The 17,135-nt window shown below is 72.4% G+C and carries 11 protein-coding genes and 1 tRNA gene; 5 read left to right on the top strand and 7 right to left on the bottom strand.

The window, feature by feature from the left end; all coding sequences use genetic code 11:
* Positions 1 to 37 precede the first annotated feature (37 nt).
* From pflA to adhE, 3 genes are all read right to left on the bottom strand, one after another.
* Positions 38 to 811: a pyruvate formate-lyase-activating protein gene (pflA, locus tag ABEB06_RS14230; protein WP_345697231.1), complete on the bottom strand. Its 774-nt coding sequence runs from the start codon at positions 809 to 811 to the stop codon at positions 38 to 40.
* A 26-nt stretch (positions 812 to 837) separates the two neighbouring features.
* Positions 838 to 3,078 carry a formate C-acetyltransferase gene (pflB, locus tag ABEB06_RS14225; RefSeq protein ID WP_345697230.1) on the bottom strand — a complete coding sequence of 747 codons (2,241 nt, stop codon included), beginning with the start codon at positions 3,076 to 3,078 and terminating at the stop codon, positions 838 to 840.
* 112 nt (positions 3,079 to 3,190) lie between these two features.
* Positions 3,191 to 5,809 (bottom strand): bifunctional acetaldehyde-CoA/alcohol dehydrogenase, encoded by a 2,619-nt coding sequence (adhE, locus tag ABEB06_RS14220; protein WP_345697229.1) that lies wholly within the window; start codon positions 5,807 to 5,809, stop codon positions 3,191 to 3,193.
* Positions 5,810 to 6,068: 259 nt separating this feature from the next.
* Between adhE and ABEB06_RS14215 the strand changes: the two genes are divergently transcribed.
* Positions 6,069 to 6,278 (top strand): hypothetical protein, encoded by a 210-nt coding sequence (locus ABEB06_RS14215; RefSeq protein WP_345697228.1) that lies wholly within the window; start codon positions 6,069 to 6,071, stop codon positions 6,276 to 6,278.
* Between the two features lie 43 nt (positions 6,279 to 6,321).
* Here the strand turns inward: ABEB06_RS14215 and ABEB06_RS14210 are convergent, their stop codons facing one another.
* Positions 6,322 to 9,525: a S41 family peptidase gene (locus ABEB06_RS14210; protein WP_345697227.1), complete on the bottom strand. Its 3,204-nt coding sequence runs from the start codon at positions 9,523 to 9,525 to the stop codon at positions 6,322 to 6,324.
* A gap of 253 nt (positions 9,526 to 9,778) precedes the next feature.
* Between ABEB06_RS14210 and ABEB06_RS14205 the strand changes: the two genes are divergently transcribed.
* On the top strand, positions 9,779 to 11,440 hold the full coding sequence (locus tag ABEB06_RS14205) for a chitinase (protein WP_345697226.1): 1,662 nt from the start codon (positions 9,779 to 9,781) through the stop codon (positions 11,438 to 11,440).
* A 126-nt stretch (positions 11,441 to 11,566) separates the two neighbouring features.
* Positions 11,567 to 11,947 carry a VOC family protein gene (locus ABEB06_RS14200; protein ID WP_345697225.1) on the top strand — a complete coding sequence of 127 codons (381 nt, stop codon included), beginning with the start codon at positions 11,567 to 11,569 and terminating at the stop codon, positions 11,945 to 11,947.
* A gap of 65 nt (positions 11,948 to 12,012) precedes the next feature.
* On the opposite strand, the gene ABEB06_RS14195 is transcribed toward ABEB06_RS14200, so the two are convergent.
* Positions 12,013 to 12,086 (bottom strand) — tRNA-Lys (locus ABEB06_RS14195).
* A 26-nt stretch (positions 12,087 to 12,112) separates the two neighbouring features.
* Complete coding sequence (locus ABEB06_RS14190; protein WP_345697224.1) at positions 12,113 to 12,886, bottom strand: hypothetical protein; 774 nt, start codon at positions 12,884 to 12,886, stop codon at positions 12,113 to 12,115.
* 382 nt (positions 12,887 to 13,268) lie between these two features.
* Between ABEB06_RS14190 and ABEB06_RS14185 the strand changes: the two genes are divergently transcribed.
* Together ABEB06_RS14185 and pgi are read left to right on the top strand one after the other, a co-directional pair.
* Positions 13,269 to 14,849, top strand: a complete 1,581-nt coding sequence (locus ABEB06_RS14185; protein ID WP_345697223.1) for a Na+/H+ antiporter — start codon at positions 13,269 to 13,271, stop codon at positions 14,847 to 14,849.
* Positions 14,850 to 15,075: 226 nt separating this feature from the next.
* A complete protein-coding gene (pgi, locus tag ABEB06_RS14180; protein WP_345697222.1) occupies positions 15,076 to 16,737 on the top strand; it encodes a glucose-6-phosphate isomerase in 1,662 nt (553 codons plus the stop codon).
* Between the two features lie 12 nt (positions 16,738 to 16,749).
* Here the strand turns inward: pgi and ABEB06_RS14175 are convergent, their stop codons facing one another.
* Complete coding sequence (locus ABEB06_RS14175) at positions 16,750 to 17,031, bottom strand: hypothetical protein (protein ID WP_345697221.1); 282 nt, start codon at positions 17,029 to 17,031, stop codon at positions 16,750 to 16,752.
* Between the last annotated feature and the right edge of the window lie 104 nt (positions 17,032 to 17,135).

The raw sequence follows: 17,135 nt of genomic DNA, 5'->3' as shown, positions 1-17,135 counted from the left end.
CCCCGGCCCGTCCGCCGCGTGCGGCATCTGGGTGCCCTCAGATCGCTTTCAGTCCGTGGGCGGTGAAGACGTCCCGCGCCGCGCCGACCTGTGCGGGGGTGGGGGAGGGGGTGTCGGCCAGGGTGAACTCCCGGCCCAGCGCCTCCCACTTGGCCGCCCCCAGCTTGTGGAAGGGCAGCACGTTGACCCGCGAGACGTTGCCGAGCGAGGCGGCGAAGGACGCCACCCCCTCGACGTTCTCCACCGGGTCGGTCAGCCCCGGCACCAGCACGAACCGCACCCAGACGTCCTTGCCGAGGTCGGCCAGGCGCCGGGCGAAGTCCAGGGTCGGCTCCAGCGGCCGCCCGGTGACCCGGCGGTACAGCCCGCGGTCCCAGGACTTGATGTCCAGCAGCACCAGGTCGACGTCGGCCAGCAGCCCGTCGCTCGCCCGCGCGCCGAGGAATCCCGAGGTGTCGAGCGCGGTGTGCAGCCCCAGTTCGTGCTTGAAGCGGTGGAACAGCTCGCCGGTGAACACCGGCTGCAGCAGCGGCTCGCCGCCGCTGACGGTGGCCCCGCCGCCGGAGGCGCGGATGAAGGAGGTGTACTTCGCGGCCTCCGCCACCACCTCGTCCACGCCGGTGCGCCGGCCGTTGCGCATCGCCAGGGTGTCCGGGTTGTGGCAGTACAGGCAGGTCAGCGGGCAGCCGGCCAGGAAGGTGACGAACCGGGTGCCCGGCCCGTCCACCCCGGTCGACAGGTCCCAGGAGTGCACCGATCCGGTGACCCGCGGGCCGAGCGGGATGTCGGTGCCGAGCAGTACCGCGGTCATGGCGGGGCCTCCTGGCCGGTGGGGGATCAGAGGGAGGCGTGGAAGGTCCGGTTGACCACGTCCAACTGCTGCTCCCGGGTGAGCCGGACGAAGTTCACCGCATAGCCGCTGACCCGGATGGTCAGCTGCGGGTAGTCCTCCGGGTGCTCCATCGCGTCCAGCAGGGTGTCCCGGTCGAGCACGTTGACGTTCATGTGGAAGCCGTCGCAGGCCGTGTAGCCGTCCAGCACGCCGGTCAGGTTGCGCACCCGCTCCTCGGGGGTGCGGCCCAGTGCGTCCGGGGTGACGGTGTTGGTCAGCGAGATGCCGTCCTCGGCCTGGGCATAGGGGAGTTTGGCCACGGACAGGGCCGCGGCGACGTAGCCGTGGCTGTCGCGCCCGTTCATCGGGTTGGCTCCGGGGGAGAACGGCTCGCCGGCCCGGCGCCCGTCCGGGGTGGCACCGGTCTTCTTCCCGTAGACCACGTTCGAGGTGATGGTCAGCACCGACTGGGTGTGCTCGGCGCCCCGGTAGGTGGGGTGCTTGCGCACCTTGCGCATGAACTCCTCGACCAGCCACACGGCGATGGAGTCCGCCCGGTCGTCGTTGTTGCCGTACGCCGGGTACTCGCCCTCCACCAGGTAGTCCACGGCCAGCCCGGTCGCGTCGCGGACCGGTCGCACCGTCGCGTACCGGATCGCGCTCAGCGAGTCCGCGGCGACCGCCAGGCCCGCGATGCCGCAGGCCATGGTGCGCCGCACGTCGCGGTCGTGCAGCGCCATCTCCAGGCGCTCGTACGCGTACTTGTCGTGCATGTAGTGGATGACGTCGAGCGCGTGGACGTAGGTCTCGGCCAGCCACTCCATCTGCTGGTCGAACTTGGCCAGCACGGCGTCGTAGTCGAGCACCTCATCGGTGAGCGCCCCGCTCTCGGGGCCGACCTGCGCGCCGGACCGCTCGTCCCGGCCGCCGTTGATCGCGTAGAGCAGCGTCTTGGCGAGGTTGACCCGGGCGCCGAAGAACTGCATCTGCCGGCCGACCTCCATCGCGGAGACGCAGCAGGCGATCGCGGTGTCGTCGCCGAAGCGCGGCCGCATCAGCTCGTCCGACTCGTACTGCACGCTGGAGGTGTCGATCGACACCTTGGCGCAGAAGTCCTTGAAGCCCTGCGGGAGCCGGGGCGACCAGAAGACCGTCATGTTGGGCTCGGGGGCCGGCCCGAGGTTGTAGAGGGTCTGCAGGTAGCGGAACGAGGTGCGGGTGACCAGCGGGCGGCCGTCGCTGCCGATGCCGCCGATCGACTCGGTGACCCAGGTCGGGTCGCCGGAGAACAGCTCGTCGTACTCGGGGGTGCGCAGGAAGCGGACGATCCGCAGCTTGATGACGAAGTCGTCGACCAGCTCCTGGGCCTGCTCCTCGGTGAGCACGCCCGCCGCGAGGTCCCGCTCCAGGTAGACGTCGACGAAGGTGGAGGTGCGGCCGAGCGACATCGCCGCGCCGTTCTGCTCCTTCACCGCCGCCAGGTAGGCGAAGTACAGCCACTGGATCGCCTCGCGCCCGCTCGACGCCGGGCCGGAGACGTCGTACCCGTACGCCAGCGCCATCGCCTTGAGTTCGCCCAGCGCCCGGATCTGCTCGGCGAGCTCCTCGCGCTCGCGGATCACCTCCTCCAGGCGGGAGGCGTCGGCGGGCAGCGGGTCCAGCTCGGCCTTCTCCGCCAGTTTGGCCTCGATCAGCCGGTCCACGCCGTAGAGCGCGACCCGGCGGTAGTCGCCGATGATCCGGCCCCGGCCGTAGGCGTCCGGCAGGCCGGTCACGACGCCGGCCTTGCGGGCGGCCCGGATCTCCGGCGTGTAGGCGTCGAAGACCCCGGCGTTGTGGGTCTTGCGGTACACCGTGAAGACCTTCTCCAGCTCCGGGTCGACCGGGTAGCCGTACGTCTCCAGGGCGCCCGCGACCATCCGCCAGCCGCCGTTGGGCATGATCGCCCGCTTCAGCGGGGCGTCGGTCTGCAGGCCGACGATCAGTTCCCGGTCCTTGTCGATCCAGCCGGGCGCGTGCGCGGTGATGGTGGACGGGACGTCGTGCGCGACGTCGTACACGCCCTTGGCGCGCTCCTCGGGGAAGCGGTCGGTGATCTGCCGCCACACCGCGAGGGTCCGCCCGGTCGGGCCGGCCAGGAAGGCGCCGTCGCCCTCGTACGGCGTGTAGTTCCGCTGGATGAAGTCGCGGACGTCGACGGCGTCCTGCCACTGGCCGCCCTCGAAGCCGTCCCACGCGCTCTTCATGGTCCTCAACTCCCGCCTCGGTTGCCCGCCCTGTCCATTGTGAATCCGTTCACAAGGTCGCACGGGCTCGAAAAGTCCTCTGCTGCGGGGACCTCGGTCCCCGTTCTCCGGGTCAGGCGGCCTGGTCGCCGTAGTACGCCTGGCGCATCAGCTGCTGCATGTCGTCGAGCATCGGCATCCGCGGGTTGGCCGGCGCGCACTGGTCCTCGTACGCGTTCATCGCCTGCTGCGGCAGTGCCGCCAGGAACGCCGCCTCGTCCACGCCCGCCTCCTTGAAGGAGCGCGGGATCCCCACCCGGTCGCGCAGCTCCTCCACCGCCCGGGCCAGCGACTCCACGCCCTGCTCCGGGCTGTCGGCCGGCAGACCGAGCATCCGGGCGATCTGCTGGAAGCGCTCCGGTGCCACGTACGTCCGGTACTTCGGCCAACTGGTCACCTTGGTCGGCGCCGCGCCGTTGTACCGGATCACGTGCGGCAGCAGCAGCGCGTTGGTGCGCCCGTGCGCCACGTGGAAGGTCGCGCCCAGGGTGTGCGCCATCGCGTGCACCACGCCCAGGAACGCCGAGCCGAACGCCATGCCCGCGATGGTGCCGGCGTTGTGCATCTTCTCCCGCGCCACCGGGTTGTCGGGGCCCTCGGCCACGGCCCGCTCCAGGTTCTCGAAGACCAGCCGGATTCCCTGGAGCGCCAGCCCGTCGGTGAAGTCGTTGGCGTAGACCGACACGTAGGTCTCGATGCAGTGGGTCAGCGCGTCGAAGCCGGAGTCCGCGGTCACCGTCTTCGGCAGGTCGGTGGTCAGCGCCGGGTCGACGATGGCGACGGACGGGGTGAGCGCGTAGTCCGCCAGCGGGTACTTCTGGCCGCTCCCGGTGTCCGTGATCACCGCGAACGGGGTGACCTCGCTGCCGGTCCCCGAAGTGGTCGGGATGCACACCAGCTTGGCCTTCTCGCCCAGGTCCGGGAAGGCGAAGGCGCGCTTGCGGATGTCGAAGAACTTCTCCTTCAGGTCCGCGAACTCCACCTCCGGGTGTTCGTACATCAGCCACATCACCTTGGCGGCGTCCATCGGCGAACCGCCGCCCAGCGCGATGATGGTGTCCGGCCGGAAGTCGCGCATCAGCTCCGCGCCCTTCTCCACCGTCTCGATCGACGGGTTGGGCTCCACGAAGTCGATCACCCGGGTCTCCACCGGCTCGGCGCGCCGCAGCAGCATCGAGCGGACCCGCTCCAGGTGGCCGATCTCCACCATCGTCCGGTCGGTCACGACCACGACCTTCCGGACACCGCGCATGTCCGCCAGGTACTTGATCGAGTTGCGCTCGAAGAAGATCTTCGGCGGGACCTTGAACCACTGCATGTTGGTGTTGCGCCGCCCGATCCGCTTGATGTTGAGCAGGTTCAGCGCCGACACGTTGCCCGACACCGAGTTGTGGCCGTAGCTGCCGCAGCCCAGCGTGAGCGAGGGCATGAAGGCGTTGTAGACGTCGCCGATGCCGCCCTGCGAGCTCGGCGCGTTCCAGATCACCCGGCACGCCTTCACCGCGTGCCCGAACTCCTCGGCGAACGCCGCGTCCTCGGTGTGCACGGCGGCCGAGTGGCCCAGGCCGTGGAACTCCACCATCCGCGTCGCCAGCCGCAACCCCCCGGACCGGCTCTCCGCCTTCAGCACGGCCAGCACCGGGCAGAGCTTCTCCCGGGTGAGCGGCTCGTCCTCACCGACGGACCCGACCTCGGCCAGGATGATCGAGGTGTCCGCCGGGACCTCGAAGCCCGCCGCCTCGGCGATCCGCACCGGCGACTGCCCGACCACGGCCGCGTTCAGCTCCGCCCCCGCGCAGTTGCGCTCCTCGCCGACCCCGAAGACGTACCGCTCCAGCATCGCCTTCTCGGCGGGCGAGGCCAGGTACGCCTTCAGCTTCCGGAACTCGGCGAGAGCGGGCTCGTAGATCTCCTGGTCCAGGATCACCGCCTGCTCGGAGGCGCAGACCATGCCGTGGTCGAAGGACTTGGAGAGCACCACGTCGTTGACCGCCCGCCGCAGGTCGGCGCTCTTCTCGATGTACGCCGGGACGTTGCCCGCCCCCACCCCCAGCGCCGGCTTCCCGCAGCTGTACGCCGCCCGCACCATCGCGTTGCCGCCGGTCGCCAGGATCGTCGCCACCCCCGGGTGGTTCATCAGCGCGCCGGTCGCCTCCATCGACGGCCGGTCGATCCACTGCACGCAGTGCGCCGGCGCGCCCGCCGCGATCGCCGCGTCCCGGACGATCCGGGCCGCCTCGACGGAGCAGCGCTGCGCGGCCGGATGGAAGCCGAAGACGATCGGGTTGCGGGTCTTCAGCGCGATCAGCGCCTTGAAGACGGTGGTCGAGGTGGGGTTGGTGACCGGGGTGACCCCCGCGACCACGCCGACCGGCTCGGCGATCTCCACGATCCCGTCGATCTCGTCCCGGCGGACCACGCCGACCGTCCGCATCCGCGCCATCGAGTGGGTCACGTGCTCGCAGGCGAAGACGTTCTTCACCGCCTTGTCCTCGAACACGCCCCGGCCGGTCTCCTCCACCGCGAGCCGCGCCAGCCGGGTGTGCGCGGCCAGTGCCGCCAGCGACGCCTTCCTGACGATGTGGTCGACCTTCTCCTGGGTGAACCCGTGGTACTCCTGCAGCGCCTTCAGCCCGTTCTGCACCAGGGCGTCGACGGCGGTTTCGGCGGACGCGGCTTGCTCGGTTGCCATGCTCGCTCACCTCGGAGATCTGCGGCGGTGGGTCCATCTGCTGACGGATCCACCCTCCGTCGGCGGGTGATGAGGCGGCTACGGGCCTTCGGCGGCTCGGACACGGGACCTACGACCCCTTTCCGCCTGCCACAGGGCATGTGGCCGTTCCGGCCAAGTCCGGGCCGGGATCCGCCGGACGGGTGACGGGCCGGGGTGCGGCGACCGGGTGCCGGTGACATGTTGGTCGGGAAGGGGGCGGCCCACCCGAGGAGGAGACATGGGCATCTTCGACAGGTTCCGCCACAAGGCGCAGCCGGCGGACGCCGGTCCGGCCCAGCGTGCGGCGCTCGCCCACGACGAGGCGGCCGACGCGTTCGGCGACACCACCGAGAAGGCCCGCCGGAGCGCCGAACACGAAGCCGACATGACCGAGCAGGACCTCCGGGCGGCCCGCGACATGACCGCCGAGGGCGATCCCTGGGACTGAGAGCGGCAACGACCAGGGGCTCGTGGGGTACTCCCACGAGCCCCTATCGGGGCCGTGGCGGCAGCGGCGGTCGCTTGAGGTCCGGCCGCGGGGCATTGCGGGGCGGGGGTTCGGCCGCGGGGTGGGCGGCGAGGAGTTCCAGGGCGAGGCGGGTCGCGGCGCGGAGTTCGGTGTGCTCGCCGGTGGCCCAGTCGTGCGGGGTGCGGACGACCTCGACGTCGGGTTCGACGCCGTGGTTCTCGACGGTGAAGCCGATGCCGCCGGTGAACCAGGAGGCGTTCTTGGGCACGGAGATCTGGGTGCCGTCGCCCAGGGCGTGCCGGCCGGTCATGCCGACCACGCCGCCCCAGGTGCGGGTGCCGACCACCGGGCCGAGCCTCAGTTCCTTGATCGCGGTGATGATCACGTCCCCGTCCGAGCTGGTGGCGTGGTCGGCGAGGGCCACCACGGGGCCGCGCGGCGCGTCGCGCGGCCACCGCACGGGCTGCCGTCCGCGGGTGAAGTCCCAGGCCAGGACGCGTCGGGCGAGCTTCTCCAGGACCAGCTCGGAGACGTTCCCGCCGGCGTTGCCCCGGACGTCGAGCACCAGCGCCGGCCGGTCGAGTTCGCGCCGCAGGTCGCGGTTGAACTGCGCCCACCCGGAGCCGCCCAGGTCGGGGATGTGCAGGTAGCCGCACGTCCCGTTGCTGAACTCGCGGACCAGTTTGCGCCGTTTGGCCACCCAGTCCTGGTACCGGATCGGCCGTTCGTCGGTCAGCGGGGTCACCGCGATCCGCCGCAGGGCGTCGCCGCGGCGCAGGGTCAGTTCGACGGTGGTGCCGCCCGTCCCGGCGAGCAGCGGCAGCGGCCCGCGGACCGGGTCGAGCGGCCGGCCGTCGACGGCGAGCAGCTCGTCGCCGTCCTGGATGCCGTACCCGGCCAGCGGGGCGCGGGCGCGCGGGTCGGAGGACTCGCCGGGCAGCACCCGGTCGACCAGCCACCGGCCGTCGGGGTCGCGGTGGGCGCCGGCGCCGAGCAGGCCGAGCGGCTGCTGGGCGAGGGCCGGGCCCTCGCCGCGCCGGGAGGGCGTGACGTAGGCGTGCGAGGTGCCGAGTTCGCCGAGGAGTTCGCGGAGCAGGTCGGCGAAGTCGTCGGGGGAGGCGATCCGGTCGAGCAGCGGGGCGTACTGGTCGACGAGGCTCGGCCAGTCCAGGCCGCACATGTCGGCGTCCCAGAACTGGTCGCGGACGATCCGCGCGGCCTCGTGGTAGGACTGGCGCCACTCGGCGGGCGGGTGGACGGTGTGGGTGATCCGCCGCAGGTCGACCGGCAGCGGTGAGCCCGGGGCGGCGAGCGGGTGGAGCTTGAGCGTGCCGGCGGAGAAGACGGAGATCGCCGAGCCGTCGCCGGAGACCGCGAAGCCGTCCAACTGGTCGACCAGGGTGGTGCGTTTGCCGCGGGCCAGGTCGAAGTACTCCAGTGCGGGCCGCCCGGAGGTCTCCTCGGGGTTGGCGAAGGTCTGGCCGAGGGCGCCGGAGATCGGCCAGCGCAGCCAGATCACGCCGCCGCGCACGGCCGCGGTGGCGGAGTACTTGGAGGCGATCACCGGGAAGGGGACCAGCCGCCGGGTGAGGCCGGTCTCGTCGACCCGGACGGTGCCGTCGCCGGTCGCCTCCTCCGGGTCGAGGCCGACCGGCGGCCGGCCCTCCACGGGGGCGGCGAACGGGGAGGGGGTGTCGGCGGCGAGCGGCACCAGGTAGGGGCGGCAGCCGAGCGGGAAGGAGAGGTCGCCGGTGTGCACGTCGTGCACCGGGTCGAAGCCGCGCCAGGAGAGGAAGACCAGGAACCGGCCGTCCCGGGTGAAGACCGGGTGCTCGTCCTCGAAGCGGCCGTCGGTGACGTTGATCGCCCGCTCGGGGGTGTCGACCCGGGCGAGCTGGATGGCGCGCAGCGAGCGCCCGGCCACCGGCTGGGACCAGACCACCCACTGCGCGTCGGGGGAGAAGGCGGGGCTGGAGACCGGCCCGTACGGGGACGCGGCGAGCGGGGTCACCTCCCCGTCGGCGGTGCGGACCAGCAGCAGCCGGCCGTCGGAGCAGGCGACCGCCAGCAGGGTGCCGTCGGGGGAGGAGGTGAGTTCCAGGACCCGGCCGAGGCGGCCGGCGGCGATCCGGCGGGGCGGGGTCTCGCCGCCGTCGCGGGCGGGCAGCGGGGCGATCTCGACGGCGTCCTCGCCCTCGGCGTCGGTCACCCAGGCGACCTGGCCGCTCCAGCCGAGCACGGTGGGCAGCCGGCAGCGCACGCCGGGCGTGTCGGCGAGCACCCGGGCCGGTCCCTCGCGGTGGGTGAGCCAGTAGAGGCTGCCGCGGACGTTGACCACGCCCGCTCGGCCGGTGGCGTCGCAGGCGAGGTCCTTGACGTTGTTGGCGGCGGAGACCTGGTAGGGGCGGCGGCCGGCCCGGGAGCCGCCGAGCGGGACGTCCAGGCGGCGCGGCGCGGGGGCGTCCAGGTCGTCCAGCAGCCACAGGTCGCCGGCGTGCTGGTAGACGATCCGGGTGCCGTCCGAGGACGCCTCGCGGGCGTAGTACGCGGCGTGGTCGGTGTGCCGGCGCAGGTCGGTGCCGTCCAGGGCCACCGAGTAGAGGTTGCCGACGCCCTCGTGGTCGGAGAGGAAGGCGACCCGTCCGCCGACCGGCATGGGGGAGGCGAGGTGGCCGGGCAGGCCGGGCAGCAGCTGGGTGCGGTCCAGCCAGAGCCGGCCGGTGGCGCCGCCCCGGTAGCGCTTCCAGGCGGCGGGCTCGTGCGGGGCGGCGGCGGTGAGCAGCACGGTGTGCTCGGCGCCGACCTGGGCGTCGGCGACCGGGCCCCAGGGCATCCGGCGGGCCGGCGCGCCGTCCGGGGGCAGCTCCCAGGCCCAGGTGTAGTGGGCGAAGGGTTCGTGGTACGAGGTGACGGCCAGCACCTCGCCGTTCGGCAGCCAGCCGCGCACCCGGGTGTCCTGGCTGCCCCAGAAGCTCAGCCGGGCCGACTCGCCGCCCTCCACCGGGGCGGTGAACACCTCGGGGGTGAGGGCGGCCCAGCTGGTCCAGGCGACGGTGGTGCCGTCCGGGGAGAGCCGGGGGTTGCCGACCCGGGTGCGGTCGCAGCTGATCCGCCAGGCCCGGCCGACGGTGCCGTCGGGTGACAGGGGCGCGGCCCAGACGTCGTCCTCGGCGGTGAAGGCGAGCAGGCCGCCGCGCAGGTGGGGGTGGCGCAGGTATCCGGGCACCTCTCCATGGTTCGGTCTGCCGCAGCGCCGGGCAACCGGGGCGCGGTCCGCCGGGAGGGCTCCGGCGGAGGGCGGCGGCGGGGGTCGGGCCAAGTCGCTTCCGAGCCGGTTCCATTGACATCCGGTCGCGGATTCGCTTCATTGGTCCAGTCCAATTGAGGGAGCGTGCCGGTGTGCGGCGGCGCGCCCCTCGGCCGACCCCACCTGGCCCTGGACGTCCCCCACACCTGATCGAGGCAGGAGCATCCCCACAATGCCTACTCCCCGAAAGCGGCTGGTCGCCGCCGGTACCGCCTGGGCCGTCGCGGCCGCCGGTGCCGTCGCGCTCAGCTTCGGCCTGGCCCCCGCGGCCTCCGCCGGCGAGTTCCTGGTCAACGGCGGCTTCGAGAGCGGCCAGCTCGGCCCCTGGAGCTGCACCGGATCCACCGGAAGCGTGGTCACCGGACAGGCCCGCACCGGCACTTACGCGCTGGCCGGCGCCGCCTCGGCGAGCGACAGCGCCCAGTGCACCCAGACCGTCACGGTCGCCCCCAACACCACGTACACGCTCAGCTCCTGGGTCAAGGGCGCGTACGTGTACCTCGGCGTCAACGGCGGCACCTCCACCTGGACGCCCAGCACCGGTGGCGCGTACCAGAAGCTCTCCGTCAGCTTCACCACCGGCGCGAGCCAGACCAGCGCCACCGTCTTCACCCACGGCTGGTACGGCCAGGGCACCTACTACGCGGACGACGTCTCGCTGGACGGCCCCGGCGCGCCCACCGCCTCCCCGTCCCCGTCCGGCACCTCCTCGTCGCCGTCGCCCTCCGCCTCCCCGTCCACCTCGGCGTCCGCCTCCACCAGCGCCTCGCCGTCCACCTCGTCCTCGCCGACCGCCCCGCCCGGCGGCGGACTGCCCACCCACGCCCTGGTCGGCTACCTGCACGCCAGCTTCGCCAACGGCGCCGGCTACGTGCGGATGGCCGACGTCCCGGCCTCCTGGGACGTGATCAACCTGTCCTTCGGCGAGCCGACCTCGGTCACCTCCGGCGACATCCGGTTCAACCGCTGCCCGGCCACCGAGTGCCCGACCGTCGAGTCCGACGCCGACTTCAAGGCCGCCATCCAGGCCAAGCAGGCCCAGGGCAAGAAGGTCCTGATCTCGATCGGCGGCCAGAACGGCCAGGTCCAGCTCACCACCACCGCCGCCCGCGACGCCTTCGTCTCCTCGGTCTCCGCGATCATCGACAAGTGGGGCCTGAACGGCCTCGACATCGACTTCGAGGGCCACTCGCTGTCGCTCGCCACCGGCGACAACGACTTCAAGAACCCGACCACCCCCGTCGTGGTCAACCTGATCTCCGCACTGAAGACCCTCAAGGCCAAGTACGGCCAGAACTTCGTGCTGACCATGGCCCCGGAGACCTTCTTCGTCCAGCTCGGCTACCAGTACTACGGCTCCGGGCCGTGGGGCGGCCAGGACCCGCGCGCCGGCGCCTACCTGCCGGTCATCCACGCCATGCGGAACGACCTCACCCTGCTGCACGTCCAGGACTACAACTCCGGCTCGATCATGGGCCTGGACAACCAGTACCACTCGATGGGCAGCGCCGACTTCCACATCGCGATGACCGACATGCTCCTCAAGGGCTTCCCGGTCGCCGGCAACACCGCCAACGTGTTCCCCGCCCTCGCCCCGAGCCAGGTCGCGATCGGCATGCCCGCCAACAGCTACGCCGGCAACGGCTACGTCGCCCCCGCCGAGGTCAACAAGGCGCTCGACTGCCTCACCAAGGCCACCAACTGCGGCACCTACGGCGCACCGAAGGCCGGTGCCCAGCCCAACCTGCGCGGCCTGATGACCTGGTCCGTCAACTGGGACAGCTACCAGGGCAGCCGCGAGTTCTCCAAGAACTTCGACGCCTACTTCGGCTGATCCACCGCACGACCGCACGACCGCATGACCGTACGCAGCGGGCCGGTCACCCCCGGGTGGCCGGCCCGTCGGCGTTCGCGGGCCGGACGGACGGCTCCTAGCCTGGTCACAGGAGGTGATGGCGAAATGTTGGCAGACGCACCGCTGCTCGCAGTCATCCCGGTGGCGGACATCGAACGGGCCAAGCGTTTCTACCGCGACACCCTCGGACTCACCCTCACCCGCGAGAACGGGCCCGACGTGGGCTTCAGCTGCGGAGGCACCGAATTCGGCATGTACGAGACGCCCTACGGCGGCCAGGCCCAGCACACCCTGGCCAGCTGGAAGGTGGACGACCTCGACACCGAGATGGCCGAGCTGCGCCGCCGCGGAGTCGTCTTCGAGGAGTACGACCTGCCCGACCTGAAGACCCTCGACGGAGTCGCCGAGGCCGACGGCATGCGGGCCGCCTGGTTCAAGGACACCGAAGGGAACATCCTGTGCGTCAACGAGGTGCGGGCGGCCTAGGGCAGCCCGTGGCCCGCACGGCGAAGGCCCCCTCGCGAGGAGCGAGAGGGCCTTCGACCTGTCTGTGCGCCGCCAGGGACTCGAACCCCGGACCCGCTGATTAAGAGTCAGCTGCTCTAACCAACTGAGCTAGCGGCGCCTGCTGACGAAGAGAACATTACCTGGTCAGCGGCCGAAACTCACAATCGGCTCCAGGAGGACGGCACCGCGGGGGCGGCCGGCGGCGGCCAGGTGCAGCGCGCGGGCCGCGTGGGGCAACGGGAGGACGGCGGCGACGTCCGGACGCAGCTCGTACTCCTCCCAGAGCTCGACCAGCGAGAGGGGATGGGCGGGGGGTCCGGCGGGGGTGGCGGTCGTGGCCGTCCGGGGGACCTCCAACGGGGGAGGGGCGGCGCCGACCAGCAGCACGGCGTCGGGGGCGTCGTCGAGGCCGTTGGTGGGACGGGCGCCGAGGCTGCGGAGGTGGGCGCGGTCGTGCGGGGCCGCGACGGCGAGGACCTCGACCCGGCGGGTGAGGGCGAGCTGGACGGCGAGCGGGCCGTCACCGCGACCCGCGCCCGCGATCAGCAGCCGCTCGGCGGGCCGGAGGGCGAGCGCGTCCAGGGCCGGTTCGACGGTGCGGGCCGCTCCCGCGAGGGCGCAGGCGTGCGCCCAGGGGAGTCCCGGCGGGAGGTAGGTCAGACGGGCGCAGTCCACGGCGGCGTACTCCGCCCACGTACCGGCCGGCGCGTCGCCGAGCACCCGGTCGCCCACCTCCAGCCCGAACGACGCCGCCCCCAGCTGGCACACCACCCCGGCCAGCCCACCGGCGCCGGGGGCCGTCGGCACCACCTCCGCGACCCGCACCCGCACCAGCACCTGCCCGGGCCCCGGCCGCGGCGCCACCACCTCGCGCACGACGACCGCCCCGGCGGGCGAGGAGGGGAGAGCGGCGAGCATGGGCCTCCTTGGTGGGCCGGCGGGTCTCGGCAACCGCCTGCGGCGGGCTCGGACGGGCACCGCCTACGGCGAGTGTGCCTACGGCGGGGGCTGGGGTGGCTGGATTTGGCTCCTGTGGCGGTGCGTCCGGCGGAGCCGGGTCAGCCGCCTGCGGCGGGCTTGGACGGATACCGCCTTCGGCGGGCTCGTGGGGAACCGCTTTCGGCGGGGGCTGGGGTGGCTGGATCTGGCTCCTTCGGTGTGCGTCCGGCGGAGCCGGGGCAGTCGCCTGCGGTGGGGTTCGGGGTGGGTCGGCGAGTTGGGTGGGTGGGGTGAATGGTCACATTTATGCTGATCCGCGGATCGGGGGGCCGCATTCCGTACGGTTGGGAGGATCTGCTCCGTGGCTCAGCTGTCGCTGCTCTTCCTGGTGCTGCTCGCCTCGGTGGTCACCATGCCGCTGGCCCGGCGGAGCGGGGTGCCGCAGCCGGTGCTGATGACGCTGATCGGGATCGTGATGGCGCTGGTGCCGCAGATCCCGAACGTGTCGGTGAACCCGGAGTTGATCCTGCCGCTGGTGCTGCCGCCGCTGATCTTCGCGGTGGCACGGCGCTCCTCGGTGCGGTACTTCAAGGCGAACATCCGGTCGATCCTGCTGCTGGCGGTGGCGCTGGTGATCGTCACCACGACGGCGGTGGCGGGCACGTTCTCGATGCTGGTGCCGGGGGCGCCCGTCGCGGCGGCGGTGGCGCTCGGCGCGCTGGTGTCGCCGCCGGATCCGGTGGCGGCGGTGGCGGTGGCGGGTTCGGTGGGGTTGCCGCGCCGGCTGGTGGCGGTGCTGGAGAGCGAGGGGCTGTTCAACGACGTGACGGCGATCGTCATCTACTCGCTGGCGGTGGAGGCGGTGGTGGACCACGACTTCTCGATCGAGGGGGCGGCGCTGCGCTTCGTGCTGTCGGCGGTGGTCGCGGTGGTGGTCGGGGTGGCGCTGGGCTGGGCGAACACCAAGCTGGCCGGGTTGCTGGACGATCCGACGCAGCAGGTGGCGCTGAACCTGCTGGTGCCGTTCGCGGCGTACGCGCTGGCGGAGGAGGCGCACGGCTCGGGGGTGCTGGCGGTGGTGGTCTGCGCGCTGTACCTGGCGGACCGGGCGGCGGACGCCGACGAGGTGTCGTACCGGTTGGTGGGCAACGCGTTCTGGGAGATCGTGGAGACGCTGGTGACCGGGGTGGCGTTCGGCCTGATCGGGCTGGAGCTGGCGACGGTGCTGGCGGACGTCAAGGACAGCTGGCGGGGGATGCTGGGCGACACCGCGGCGGTGATCGCGGTGGTGGTGCTGCTGCGGTTGGTGTGGCTGCTGCCCGCGGCGTGGGTCTCGCGGCGGTTCAGCCACGGCGAGGAGGACAACCCGGTGTCCTGGCGGGAGACGCTGGTGCTGTGGTGGTCGGGGATGCGCGGGGTGGCGACGGTGGCGCTGGCGCTGGCGATCCCGCTGACGGTGCACGGCGGCGGGACGTTCCCGGAGCGGGCGGAGATCATCTTCGTGGCGTTCGGGGTGGTGCTGTTCACCCTGCTGGTGCAGGGCCTGACGCTGCCGTGGGTGGTGAGGCTGCTCGGCCTGGACACCGGTTCCGACGCGCACGAGAAGGCGGTGCGCGAGCTGTGGTGGCGGGCCGCCAAGGCGGGACTGGTCCGACTCGGTGAACTGGAGCGGGCGGACGAGCTGCCGGCCGAGCTGGTCGAGCGGCTGCGGGAGCGTCAGCACGACCGCCTGGCCCGGCTCTGCCCGGAGAAGTACGAGGAGGAGGAGGCGCTGGAGGCGAAGCAGCGCGGCCAGAAGTGGCGGGAGGCGTTCGCGGTCGAACAGGAGATGATCGCCGCCTCGCGCCGCGAGGTGCTGGCCGCCCGCAGCGAGGCCGGCAGCGACCCGGAGGTGGCGGACCAGGTGTTGCGCCGACTCGACCTGCAGTCGGCCCGCAAGTGAGGCGCGTCCGGGTGGTCGGCACGCGAAGGTCCGCGGGTGGACGTCGACAAGTGCGGTCCCCGGTGGTGACGGTCCGCAGGTGACGGCCGTGGAGGACATAGGGTGGGCGCGGGCAAGGCCGTCAATGGAGTCGGCAGCACCTCTCGTACCACCGCCGGCCTTCGCGCACCCTCCCGCTCGGCCCTGCCGGTACACGCCACTTCCGGACGACACAAGGAGACCACCGATGTCGGAGACCCCTGCCAGCGGTCGCATCCCCCTGGACCGGACCCCGCAGTGGGCCGCTCTCGGCAAGCACCGGGCAGAGTTCGGCGAGCAGCACCTGCGTGAGCTGTTCGCCGCCGACCCCGAGCGGGGGAAGCGCTACACCCTGCGGGTCGGCGACCTGCAGGTCGACTACTCCAAGCAGCTGGTGAACGACCGCACCCTGGAGCTGCTGCGCGAGCTGGCCGCCGCCACCGGCGTGGCCGAGCTGCGCGACGCGATGTTCCGCGGCGAGAAGATCAACATCACCGAGGACCGCGCCGTCCTGCACACCGCGCTGCGCGCCCCCCGCGAGGCCGTGATCGAGGTCGACGGCGAGAACGTGGTCCCCGCCGTGCACGCCGTGCTCGACAAGATGGGCGCCTTCTCCGACCGCGTCCGCAGCGGCGAGTGGACCGGCCACACCGGCAAGCGGATCCGCACCGTCGTCAACATCGGCATCGGCGGCTCCGACCTGGGCCCCGCGATGGCGTACGAGGTGCTGCGCTCCTACTCCGACCGCGGCATCGACGTCCGCTTCGTCTCCAACGTGGACGGCGCCGACCTGCACGAGGCGCTGCAGGGCCTGGACGCCGCCGAGACGCTCTTCATCGTGGCGTCGAAGACCTTCACCACGATCGAGACCATCACCAACGCCGAGTCCGCGAAGGCGTGGCTGCTCACCGAGCTGCGGGCGGACACCGACGCGGTCGCCAAGCACTTCGTCGCGCTGTCGACCAACGCCCAGGGCGTGTCCGACTTCGGCATCGACGTGGCCAACATGTTCGAGTTCTGGGACTGGGTCGGCGGCCGCTACTCGTACGACTCGGCGATCGGCCTCTCGCTGATGATCGCCATCGGCCGGGAGCAGTTCCGCGAGATGCTGGACGGCTTCCACCTGGTCGACGAGCACTTCCGCACCGCGCCGTTCGAGCAGAACGTGCCGGTCCTGCTGGGTCTGCTGGGCGTCTGGTACGGCGCGTTCTTCGACGCGCAGTCGCACGTGGTGCTGCCCTACTCGCACTACCTGTCGAAGTTCGCGGCGTACCTGCAGCAGCTCGACATGGAGTCCAACGGCAAGTCCGTCGACCGTGACGGCAACCCGGTGGGCTGGCAGACCGGGCCGGTCGTCTGGGGCACCCCCGGCACCAACGGGCAGCACGCCTACTACCAGCTGCTCCACCAGGGCACGAAGGTCATCCCGGCGGACTTCATCGGCTTCGCCGAGCCGGTCGCCGACCTGCTGCCCGGGCTGGTCGCCCAGCACGACCTGCTGATGGCGAACTTCTTCGCCCAGACGCAGGCGCTGGCCTTCGGCAAGACCGCGGAGGAGGTCGCGGCGGAGGGCGTGCCGGCCGAGCTCGTCCCGCACAAGACCTTCAGGGGCAACCACCCGACCACCACCATCCTGGCGGGCGAGCTCAGCCCCTCGGTGCTCGGTCAGCTGATCGCGCTGTACGAGCACAAGGTGTTCGTCCAGGGCGCGATCTGGAACATCGACTCCTTCGACCAGTGGGGCGTGGAGCTCGGCAAGGTGCTCGCCAAGCGCATCGAGCCGGTCCTGCTGACCGGTGAGGGCGCCGAGGCGCTCGACAGCTCGACGGCCGCCCTGGTCGCCGAGTACCGGGCCCTGCGCGGGCGGTAACCGGACGACGGCTCAACGGCCGCCCAGCAGCGAGGGGACGCTGCTGGGCGGCTTCGTCGTTCCCGGGGCCGGGACGGTCGGCGGCGGGGCCTGCGGGGGGCGGCGCCCGGGGTCGAGGGTCGCGGTGAAGAAGAGGGCGCCGAGCAGCACGGACAGGAGTGCGGCGGCGGCCAGGCCGGGGAGGACGCGGCGGCGGAGCGCGGCCCGGCGGTGGGCGCGGAGCGCGGCGCGTTCGCCGGCGGCGAGCTCGGACTCCCAGTCCGCCCAGTCCTGCCGGTGATCGTCGCTCGCCATGGCCGCGGAGACTAGCAGGCCGTCCCCGGGCCGCCGCAAGGGCGCCGCGCCCGGCCCGGGCGCGGGGACCAGCGGGAAGCCGTCGTCGAGTGAGTGGCCCTCAA

Source organism: Kitasatospora terrestris, from assembly GCF_039542905.1.
Lineage (GTDB): Bacteria > Actinomycetota > Actinomycetes > Streptomycetales > Streptomycetaceae > Kitasatospora > Kitasatospora terrestris.
The sequence above is the reverse complement of the archived record's forward strand: the minus strand, read 5'-3'. Positions and strand labels throughout refer to the sequence as shown.